Genomic DNA, 10,308 nt, shown 5'->3' on the forward strand with positions numbered 1-10,308 from the left:
CCACGGTGCGCCGCAGCCGCCCGCCGTCCGGGGCCGCTGGGGATGCCGGAGGATGCACGGGCCACCATGGTGAGCCCATGGTCGCGACCGGGCCGGTGCGCCGTCTTGCGGCCAGTGGCTGAGCGCACCCCGCGCAAATACCAACCAGAACCCAGCAGGGGCGCCCCATCAGCCACTCGGCGCAAGCCATGCAGAAAGGCAACGGCTACCTTTCGCAGCTCGAGCATTCACCGCAGGAGCCCCACGCCATGCCCTCCCCGTCCGACACCAAGATCGTCCGCATCGGCGGTGCCTCGGGCTTCTGGGGCGACAGCATGGTGGGCGCGCCGCAGCTGGTGAACAGCGGCGGCATCGATTACCTGGTGTTCGACTACCTGGCCGAGACCACCATGGCCATCCTGGCCGCGGTGCGCGCACGCAAGCCCGAGATGGGCTACGCCACCGACTTCGTCGACATCGCGATGAAGGCCGTGCTGCCCGAGGTGATGAAGCGCGGCATCAAGGTGGTGGCCAATGCCGGTGGCATCCACCCGCAGGGCTGCGCCGCGGCGCTGCAGGCCCTGGCCGACAGCCTGGGCCTGGCGCCGAAAATCGCGGTGGTGGAAGGCGACGACGTGTCGGCCCAGATGCCCGCACTGCGCGAGGCCGGCACCACCGACATGTTCAGCGCCGAGCCGCTGCCCGAGAAGGTGCTGTCGGCCAACGCCTACCTGGGCGCACTGCCGGTGGCCCGCGCGCTGGCCGCCGGCGCCGACATCGTGATCACCGGCCGGGGCGTGGACAGTGCCGTCACACTGGGCCCGCTGATCCATGAGTTCGGCTGGTCTGCCGAGGACTACGACGCGCTGGCCGGCGGCAGCCTGGCCGGCCACATCATCGAGTGCGGCTGCCAGGCCACCGGCGGCCTGCACACCGACTGGCAGGCCGTGCCCGACTGGGCCCACATCGGCTACCCCATCATCCACTGCCGCGCCGACGGCAGCTTCGACGTCACCAAGCCGGCCGGCACCGGCGGCGCCATCCTGCGCGCGGCCATCGCCGAACAGCTGCTCTACGAGATCGGCGACCCCGGCGCCTACCGCCTGCCCGACGTGTGCTGCGACTTCCGCGAGGTGAGGATCGAGCAGCTGGATGCCGAGCATGTGCGCGTCAGCGGCGCCCGCGGCCGCGCGCCGGGCGGGCAGTACAAGGTGTCGGCCACGCAGATGACCGGCTGGCGCTGCGCCGGCACGATGGTGATCGTGGGCATCGACGCCGCGGCCAAGGCGCGGCGCACCGGCGAGGCCATCCTCGAGCGCACGCGCGGCATCCTGAAGGGCCTGGGCCTGCCCGACTACACCCGCACCGCCGTCACCGTGCTGGGCGACGAAACCCTGTACGGCCCGCACGCCCGCACCCAGGGCGTGCGCGAGGCCTGGATGCGCGTGGTGGCCGACCACCCGATGAAGGCGGCGCTGGAGATCTTCGCGCGCGAGATCGCGCCCTCGGGCACCAGCTGGTCGCCCGGCACCACCGGGCCAGGCGCCGGCCGGCCCTCGCCGTCGCCGCACATCAAGCCCTTTGCCTTCCTGCTCGACAAGGCCCGCGTGCCGGTGCAGGTGCGCATCGGCGATCAGGTGCTGGCGGTCGAGATCCCGGCCGGCGGCCAGGCCAGCCCGGCCCCGGCCCTGCCCGACCCCGCGGCCTGGGCCGAGCCCGACGAGCCGCAGGTGCTGGTGCCGCTGGTGAAGCTGGCCTGGGCGCGCAGCGGCGACAAGGGCAACATCGCCAACATCGGCCTGATCGCGCGCCGGCCCGAGTGGCTGCCGCTGCTGTGGGCGCGTGTCACGCCCGAGGTGGTGGCCCGCTACTTCGCGCACCTGGTGCGGGGGCCGGTGGAACGCTTCCACCTGCCGGGCCTGCACGCGATGAACATCCTGATGCACGAGGCGCTGGATGGCGGCGGCCCGGCCAGCACGCGCATGGACCCGCTGGGCAAGGGCATGGGCCAGATGCTGCTGGACCTGCCGGTGGCGGTGCCGCAGTCGCTGGTGGCCACGCTGTAAGTTCCCGCACGGCCAGCCAGCGCGGCGCCCCGGCCCGCCTGCATGCGGTCAGCCCGGCTGGATGACCCCGGCCTGCAGCAGCGGCAGCACGCGGTCGCGCGGCAGCGGCCGCGCATAGCGCCAGCCCTGGTGGATGTGGCAGCCCAGGCGACCCAGGTGCTCGGCCTGCGCGGCGGTCTCCACGCCCTCGGCCACCACCTGCAGGTCCAGCAGGCGGGCCAGCGTGATGATCGAGGCCACCAGCGCCATGTCCTTGCCGCCGCGGTCGACGTCCTGCACGAAGGCGCGGTCGATCTTCAGCTCGTCGATCGGGAAACGCTTGACGTAGCTGAGCGACGAGAAGCCGGTGCCGAAGTCGTCGAGCGAGAGCTTGAAGCCGGCCGCGCGCAGCGCCTCCAGCCGCGCGATGGCGGCATCGGCGCCGGCCATCAGCATCGACTCGGTCACCTCCACCATCAGGCGCTGCGGCGCGATGCCGTGGCGCTGCACCACCGCATCCAGCTTCTCCAGCAGGCCGTCGGCCATGAAGGCGGTGCTGGCCACGTTCACGCTCACCGGCACGGCGACCGGCCAGCTGGCCACGGCGCGGCAGGCGGCGTCCAGCACCCAGTCGGTCAGCGGCGCGATCAGGCCGGTTTCCTCGGCCAGCGGGATGAACTCGCCGGGCATCACCAGCCCGCGCTCGGGGTGCTGCCAGCGCACCAGCGCCTCGGCGCCCACGATGCGGCCGTCGCGCGCATCCACCTTGGGCTGGAAGTGCAGGCACAGCTGGCCGCCCTCGATGGCGTGGCGCAGCGCCGTCTCGCGGGCCAGGCGCTCGCGCGCCACCGCGTTCAGTCCCTCGTCGAAGAAACGGTGCTGCGAGCGGCCGGCGCGCTTGGCGGCATACAGGGCCTGCTCGGCATGGGCGGCCAGTTCGGACGCGGTGGTGCCGTCGCGCGGGAACACCGCGATGCCCACGCCGGTGGTCAGCACCACGTCGCGCTCGCCCAGCAGGATGGGGCGCTCCACCTCGTGAATCAAGCGCTCGGCGGCGCTGCCGGCGTTGCCGTCGTGGCCGATGTCCACCAGCATCAGCGTGAAGCCGTTGGGCCCGATGCGCGCCACCATCTCGCTGGCCTGGGCCCCCACCGAGGTGAGGTCGCCGGCGCGGGTGCGGGTCTGCAGGCGCTCGGCCACGGTGCGCAGCACGCGGTCGCCGCCGGCGCGGCCCAGCGCGTCGTTGACGGTCTTGAACTGGTCGATGTCCAGGTGCAGCACGGCGCACACTGCGCCAGCGCGCCGCGCTCGCTCCAGCGCCGAGCCGGCCAGTTCCAGGAAGAACTGCCGGTTGGGCAGGCCGGTGAGCGGGTCGTACAGCGCCAGGCGGCGCACCTCGCGCTCGGCCTCGGCGCGCTCGGTGATGTCCTGCGTGATGCCCTCGACGCCGTGGATGCGGCCATGCGCATCCAGCAGCGGCGCGGCGTGCTCCACCACCGTGCGGCGCTGGCCGTCGAAGCGCTCGATCATGAAGCTCAGGTGGTAGGGCGTGCCGTCGTCCAGCGCGGCGGCGCGGGCGCCGGCCACGCGCTCGCGGTCGGCCTCCAGCACGCGCGCCAGCATGGCCTCGGCGGTGGCGCAGTGGGCGGCATCGGCCGGTGCGGCATACAGCAGGCCCAGCTCCGGCGTGCAGGCCAGCTGGCCCTGGGCATTGAGCTGCCAGCTGCCCATGTGGGCCAGGCGCTGCGCGCGCACCAGGCTCTCGCGGCTGTGCTCCAGCGCGGCGCGGGCGGCGCTGGCGCGCAGCGCGTAGCGCACGCGGTGGGCCAGCAGGCCCCAGTGGATGGGCTTGGTGATGAAGTCGGTGGCGCCGGCCTGGTACGACTGCTCGATCGACTCGGTGTCGTTCAGCCCGGTGAGCATCAGCACCGGCACGGCGGCCGTGGCGGCCTGGGCGCGCAGCCGGCGGCAGGTCTCGAAGCCGTCGATGCCGTCCATCATCACGTCCAGCAGCACCAGGTCCACCGGCTCGGCATCGGTGCCGCACACCAGGGCCAGCGCCTGCTCGCCCGAATCCACCTCGCACACCTCGAAGCCGGCATGGCGCAGCGTGCGCGAGGCCATGCCGCGCAGCAGGCGGTCATCGTCCACCAGCAGCAGGCGGTGAACGACGGCAGCGGCCGTGGCCGTGGCCGTGGGAACGGGGTCGGCGGTGGCGTTGACTTCTGGAAGGCTCATCTCGACGGCAGACGCCGGGGATTCCGGTGCATCCGTCGTATGTCGGCCGCTTCACGTGGGCACTTGAGGCCCGGTGCGGGTTTGTGCGGAGGACAGCCCGGTTCAGGCGCTGACGATCCAGCCTTCCAGCGGGTCGATGCCGGGCGGCAGGCCCCAGCCGGGCCGGGTGGCGGCCCAGGCCGCCTGCACCAGGCACAGCGCGGCGTCCAGCGTGTCGCCGCGGGCGTCGTCGGCCAGCGCGTCGCGCTGCGCGGCGCTGAGCTTCAGGCGCAGGCCCAGGCGGCTGCGGCCCTGCTCCAGCGCCTCCAGCAGGTCCTTGCGGGCGATCAGGCGATCGGGCGTCTGCTTGGCGGCGGTGTCGCTCTTGTAGCTGCGCGCACCGATCAGCTCGCGCGCCAGCAGGCCGGGGTAGGCCTCCAGCGCCAGGCGGTCCGTGCCCTGCAGCTCGGCCGGCGGCTGGTGCGCCGGCAGGCCCACGCCCGCCGCGCGCAGCAGCGGCAGGCCGGCGTGCAGCATCCAGGCCACCGGCGGGTTCACCCACTTCATGCTGGGGCTGCTGCCGGCCGGGCCGTCGCAGGCGCGGTGGGCGAACTTCTGGCCCGCCGGGCGTGCATCGCAGAAGGCGGCGAAGGTGTCGCGCAGCGCCGGCCGGGGCTGGGCGGCGTAGTGGTCCATGCACGCCGCCCAGTCGGTGGGCCAGCCCAGGTGCTGCACCAGCTCGCGCGGCAGGCCGAAGGGCAGGTCGAAGCCGCCCAACCAGGGGCCGGGCTGGCGCAGCCAGTCGGCAAAGGCCGCCAGCGTGGCAAAGCGCTGCACGCCGTCGAGCCGCAGCACGCGCCCATGCAGGCTGCCGCTGGCCAGCACGATGGGCTTGGCGCGGCTGGGTGCGCTGGAGAAGTCGACGCCGATCAGCGTCGCGGGGGCGGTCGTCATCGACCGATTGTCCCCGGCGGCTGACTGCCTCACAGCAACAGCAGCATCGACACCTCGCGCGCCGGCGCCACATGCGACAGCGGCGCCAGTTGGGCGGCGTGCAGCACCGGCACATCAGCCAGCGGCGTCACCGCGCCCATCAGCAGCACCGCGCGGCAGTTGCGCCGGCCCTCGGCGACGAAGCTGGCCCGATCGACCAACGCGCGCAGCCCCAGCACCGGCGGGCGCAGCAGGTTGCCCAGGTAATCCACCACGCTGGCGCTACAGTGGCCCTCCACCGCCCTCCCCTACCCGCCGTGACGACCACCCACCCCGACCTCGTGCACCTGCTGCGCGGCCCTGCGCTCGAATCCTTCCACCGCGGTGCGCTGGCCATCGTCGATGCTGGCGGCGCGGTGTGGCGCAGCGCCGGCGACATCGACCGCCCGGTGTTTCCGCGCTCGGCCTGCAAGGTGCTGCAGGCGCTGCCGCTGGTGGCCAGCGGCGCGGCCGAGGCCTTCGGCCTCACCGACGCCGAGCTGGCGCTGGCCTGCGCCTCGCACAGCGGCGAGCCGGCCCATGTGGCCACCGCCGCCGGCGTGCTGGCCAAGGCCGGCGTGGACATGCAGGCACTGGAATGCGGCACCCACTGGCCGCGCGACGAGGCCGTGCTGAGGGCTCTGGCGCGCAGCGGCAACGCCGCCAGCGCGCTGCACAACAACTGCTCGGGCAAGCATGCCGGCTTTGTGTGCGTGGGCTGCCTGATGGCGCGGGCCGCCGGCCGCGAGCCCGCCGAGTTCACCCGCGGCTACCTGCGCCCCGACCACCCGGTGATGCGCGAGGTGACGGCCGCGCTGGCCGCCACCACCGGGGTGGACCTGGGCCAGGCCCCGATGGGCACCGACGGCTGCGGCATCCCCACCTTCGGCGTGCCGCTGCGCGCGCTGGCGCTGGCCTTCGCCCGCGTGGCCAGCGGCCAGGGCCTCTCGGCCGAGCATGCGCGTGCGGCGCAGCGCCTGCGCCAGGCGGTGGCTGCCTCGCCCTTCCACGTGGCCGGCACGGGCCGCTTCGACACCCGCGTGATGCAGCGCCTGGGCGAGCGCGTGTTCTGCAAGGTGGGCGCCGAGGGCGTGTACTGCGCGGCCCTGCCCGGGCAGGGCCTGGGCGTGGCCATCAAGCTCGACGACGGCAACACCGCCCGCGCCGCCGAGGTGGTGATGGCCGCCGTGATCGAGCGCCTGGTGCAACTGGACGACGACGAACGCGCCTTCATCGCCGCACTGGCCGATGCACCGCAGCGCAACTGGGCCGGCACCGAGGTGGGCCGGCTACGCGCATCGGACACGCTGCGATCCCTGCTGGCCTGATCGACCGGTCAGCCTGCCCTGTGCAAAAATAAAGTTCAACTTTCGATTTGCACAAACCAATGTCCTATCCGCGCGCCATCAAACCGGTGCTGCAGGAACGGGCGGCACAGTACCCGGTGGTCACGGTCACCGGCCCACGCCAGGCCGGCAAGACCACGGTGTGCCGCGCGGCCTTCGCGCACAAGCCCTACGCCAACCTCGAGCGCCCCGACACGCGCGAGTTCGCCCAGGCTGATCCGCAGGGTTTCCTGGCGCAATACCCCGACGGCGCCATCATCGACGAGGTGCAGCGCGTGCCGGCCCTGCTGTCATGGCTGCAGGTGAGGGTGGACGAGCACGCCCGCGCTGGTCAGTTCGTGCTGACCGGCTGCCACAACTTCGAGCTGATGCAGGCCATCACCCAGTCCCTGGCCGGCCGCACCGCGCTGCTGCACCTGCTGCCGATGTCGGTGAATGAACTGCAAGCCGCCGGTCTGTGCCTGGGCAGCGCCGAACTGATGCTGCGAGGCGGCTACCCGCGCATCCATGCGCAAGGGCTGGATCCCACGGTGGCGCTGGCCGACTACTTCGCCACCTATGTCGAGCGCGACCTGCGCCAACTGGCCGAGCTGCGCAACCTGGATGTATTCCGCCGCTTCGTGCGCCTGGCCGCAGGGCGCGTGGGCCAACTGCTCAACCTGCACAGCCTCGCTGCCGATGTGGGTGTGTCGGCACCCACGGCCAAGGCCTGGATGAGCCTGCTGGAGGCCAGCTACATCGTGCGGCTGCTGCCACCCTGGCATGCCAACCTGGGCAAGCGGCTGATCAAGGCGCCCAAACTTTACTTCTGCGATGGGGGCCTGGCCGCCTGGCTGATCGGCCTCACCGATGCTGCACAGCTGGCCACCCACCCGCTGCGCGGTGCGCTGTTCGAGAACCTGGTGGTGATGGAGTTCATCAAGCATGCGCTGAACCAGGGACGCACGCCGCGCTTGCACTTCTACCGCGACAGCCAGGGCCTGGAGGTCGACCTGCTGGTGGAGGACGGCCTGGCACCTGGCGAGATCGGCCTGGTGGAGATCAAGTCGGGTCAGACCTACCACGGCGGCCTTGCGCAGCCCATGCACAAGCTGTCGGCCTTGCTGGGTGCTCAGGTGGCCCGCCGCATGGTGGTCTACGGCGGCGCCGATCACTTCACGCGTGAAGGCGTGGAGGTGGTCGGACTGCCCGGCATCGGCCCCTGAGTGCGCCACCATCAGCCACTGCACACAAGACGCCCGCCGCCTGCCAATCGTCTACTTGCCGCCATCGATGCCCGCAGCGAGGCACGTGGAGACAGACGATGGCGATGCAACGACGTGAATGGCTGGCCGCCGCCGCGGCCCTGGGCGTGAGCCCGCTGGCGCTGGCCCAGGGTGGCCCCACGCAGGGCGTCACCGACAGCGAGATCCTGCTGGGCACGCACCAGGACCTGACCGGGCCGATCCAGGCCCTGGGCTCGCACCTGCGCGACGGCATGCAGCTGGCGGTGGACGACATCAACGCCGCCGGCGGCGTGCATGGCCGCAAGATCCGGCTGCAGGTGGAGGACAACGGCTTCGACCCCAAGAAGGCCGTGCTGGCCACGCAGAAGCTGGTGCAGCGCGACAAGGTGTTCGCACTGGTGGCCACGCTGGGCTCGGCCACCACCATGGCCTCGATGAACATCGCGCTCGATGCCAACGTGCCGCTGCTGTTCGCCGGCACGCCGGCCGACTTCACCTACACGCCCTACCACCGCATCAAGTTCGGCCTGGCCGTGCCCTATGGCGAGCAGGTGCGCGCCGGCGTGAAGTACGCCTTCGACAAGCTGGGCAAGCGCAAGTTCGGCATCCTGTACCAGGACGACGAAACCGGCCTGCAGGTGCTGCGCGCCACCGAAGAGCAGCTGAAGGTGCACAACCTGGCGCTGGTGGAGCGCACCAGCTACAAGCGCGGCGACATCAACTTCGCCAGCCAGATCGGCAAGCTCAAGGCCGCCGGCTGCGACATCGTGGTGCTGGGCACGGTGATCCGCGAGACCGCGGGCGCCATGCAGGAGGCCCGCCGCCAGGGCTGGAACGTGGACATGCTGGGCAACCAGGCCTCGGCCAACTCGTCGGTGGTGAAGCTGGGCGGCGACGCCATGGAGGGCTTCTACGCCACCAGCCCGGCGCTGCTGCTCAGCGCGATGGAGCCCACGCCGGCCATCACGGCGCTGCTCGAGCGCTTCCGGAAGAAGTACGCCAAGGAGCCCGAGGACGGCATGATCTTCGGCTACGTGTCGATGATGCTGTTCGCCGAGGGCGCACGCCTGGCCGGCAAGGCCCTCACCGTGGACAGCATGGTGGCCGGCCTGGAGAAGGTGAAGGACTGGACCACCACGCTGCCGATGGTGCCGGTGACCTACGGCGCCAACGACCGGCTGGCCTCGCGCTCGGCCTACATGCTGCAGGTCAAGGGCGGCAAGTTCGTGGCCATCACGCCGCCGATCACCTACTGATCAGGCGCGCGGCGCTCAGGCGCCGGCCAGCCGCCCCAGCCATTCATGCAGCGCAAACAGGCTGCGCTGCAGGCCCGCCACCGAAGGCCAGAAATCACCCGCCGCCAGCGGCCCGCCCGGCGGCACCGCCATGGGCGCGGGCACCAGGCGCATCTGCACGCCCTGGCGCTGCATGGCGCGCGCAAAGGCCGCCAGCGCGCGGCGCTGGTGCATGTCATGCGTGACCAGCACGATCTGCGTGATGCCATCGGCCGCCAGCATGGCCACGCTGTAGCGCGCGTTTTCGTCGGTATCGCGTGAGCGGTTTTCGCGCCAGCGCAGCTTCAGGCCGAAATCACGCTGCGCCACCAGGGCCGCGGCCTCGGCCTCGGTGGCGCCCGGGTTCTCGCCCGGCGCCACGCCGCCGCTGAAGCCCAGCGGCAGGCCGGTGCGCCGCGCCAGCCAGGCGCCATAGCGCAGGCGCTCGGCGGTGTAGGGCTTCAGATCCACCGTGCCGTACTCAGGCGCCAGCTCACGCCGGCCCGCCCCCAGCACCAGCACGGCCGTTCGCGGCGCGCGCTGCAGCGCGGCCACCTGCGCATCAGTGAGCGGCGGCGGCGGCGTGGTGAGCCAGGCCGCCAGCCCCAGCCCCACCGCTGGCAGGCACAGCAGCCACATGCCGAGCAGCCCGCCCACCCAGATCAAGGGCCCCATCCGCGGCCAGCGCCGGTGCATCAGCCAGCCAAAGACGGCCAGCAGCAAGGGCGAGGCCGGCGGCAGCAGTACGGCGCCCAGCACACCCTTGACGGAGCCAAGGCCGAAGGAGGCAAGCAGATCGTTGAGAGACACGGGTTGGGACTGCAGGGGCGGATGGGGTGCGGGGATGCTAACCGTGGGGCGGTTTCGGTTGCTTTGAGACTGGCGGTGACGGATGGCCTTGGTGCGCCAACTGAAACCTTGCGCACGGTGCGGGCCGAACATCCGACCATCCCGCGGGTTGCGGTGGACAGCCGTGAATCGGCCGGGTTAGGCTTGGTGTAACAAAAGTGGTCTGGCGTTGAGTTGCGTTGCTGCAGCGGGCACCGCCTGGCGCTGACACACACGGAAGGGCGGCGAGATGCCTGCAGGAATTGGCGACTACTGCGCCGGGCCGTTGAGTGGCCACGGGTGGGGGTGTCCGAATTTCTGTGTGTGAGGCGGGTTGCTGAATTGGCCCTGGGCCGATTTCCTCACTGCATCGGGGCCCCTGCCAGGCCGCCAGAGGCGCCCCCTGAATGCCTCATCGGCC

8 protein-coding genes are annotated in these 10,308 nt (G+C 72.0%); 4 read left to right on the forward strand and 4 right to left on the reverse strand.

Features of this window, described 5'->3' with window-relative positions; translation table 11 throughout:
• The first annotated feature begins 248 nt into the window (after positions 1 to 248).
• Positions 249 to 2,045 carry an acyclic terpene utilization AtuA family protein gene (locus AACH10_RS14560; protein ID WP_341411153.1) on the forward strand — a complete coding sequence of 599 codons (1,797 nt, stop codon included), beginning with the start codon at positions 249 to 251 and terminating at the stop codon, positions 2,043 to 2,045.
• A 48-nt stretch (positions 2,046 to 2,093) separates the two neighbouring features.
• On the opposite strand, the gene AACH10_RS14565 is transcribed toward AACH10_RS14560, so the two are convergent.
• The 3 genes from AACH10_RS14565 to AACH10_RS14575 form a co-directional block, all read right to left on the reverse strand.
• A complete protein-coding gene (locus AACH10_RS14565; RefSeq protein WP_341411154.1) occupies positions 2,094 to 4,262 on the reverse strand; it encodes a putative bifunctional diguanylate cyclase/phosphodiesterase in 2,169 nt (722 codons plus the stop codon).
• Positions 4,263 to 4,364: 102 nt separating this feature from the next.
• Entirely contained in the window at positions 4,365 to 5,195 is an 831-nt protein-coding gene (locus AACH10_RS14570) for a DUF429 domain-containing protein (protein ID WP_341411155.1), read from the reverse strand.
• Between the two features lie 29 nt (positions 5,196 to 5,224).
• Positions 5,225 to 5,473, reverse strand: a complete 249-nt coding sequence (locus AACH10_RS14575) for a hypothetical protein (RefSeq protein ID WP_341411156.1) — start codon at positions 5,471 to 5,473, stop codon at positions 5,225 to 5,227.
• 18 nt (positions 5,474 to 5,491) lie between these two features.
• On the opposite strand from AACH10_RS14575, the gene AACH10_RS14580 reads away from it, so the two are divergent.
• The 3 genes from AACH10_RS14580 (at position 5,492) to AACH10_RS14590 (ending at position 9,041) form a co-directional block, all read left to right on the forward strand.
• Positions 5,492 to 6,541, forward strand: a complete 1,050-nt coding sequence (locus AACH10_RS14580) for an asparaginase (protein ID WP_341411157.1) — start codon at positions 5,492 to 5,494, stop codon at positions 6,539 to 6,541.
• A 59-nt stretch (positions 6,542 to 6,600) separates the two neighbouring features.
• Positions 6,601 to 7,764, forward strand: a complete 1,164-nt coding sequence (locus AACH10_RS14585) for an ATP-binding protein (protein ID WP_341411158.1) — start codon at positions 6,601 to 6,603, stop codon at positions 7,762 to 7,764.
• A 98-nt stretch (positions 7,765 to 7,862) separates the two neighbouring features.
• On the forward strand, positions 7,863 to 9,041 hold the full coding sequence (locus tag AACH10_RS14590; protein WP_341411159.1) for an ABC transporter substrate-binding protein: 1,179 nt from the start codon (positions 7,863 to 7,865) through the stop codon (positions 9,039 to 9,041).
• Positions 9,042 to 9,056: 15 nt separating this feature from the next.
• On the opposite strand, the gene AACH10_RS14595 is transcribed toward AACH10_RS14590, so the two are convergent.
• Positions 9,057 to 9,869: a YdcF family protein gene (locus tag AACH10_RS14595; protein ID WP_341411160.1), complete on the reverse strand. Its 813-nt coding sequence runs from the start codon at positions 9,867 to 9,869 to the stop codon at positions 9,057 to 9,059.
• Positions 9,870 to 10,308 lie beyond the last annotated feature (439 nt).

Source organism: Pseudaquabacterium inlustre, from assembly GCF_038066595.1.
GTDB lineage: Bacteria > Pseudomonadota > Gammaproteobacteria > Burkholderiales > Burkholderiaceae_C > Pseudaquabacterium > Pseudaquabacterium inlustre.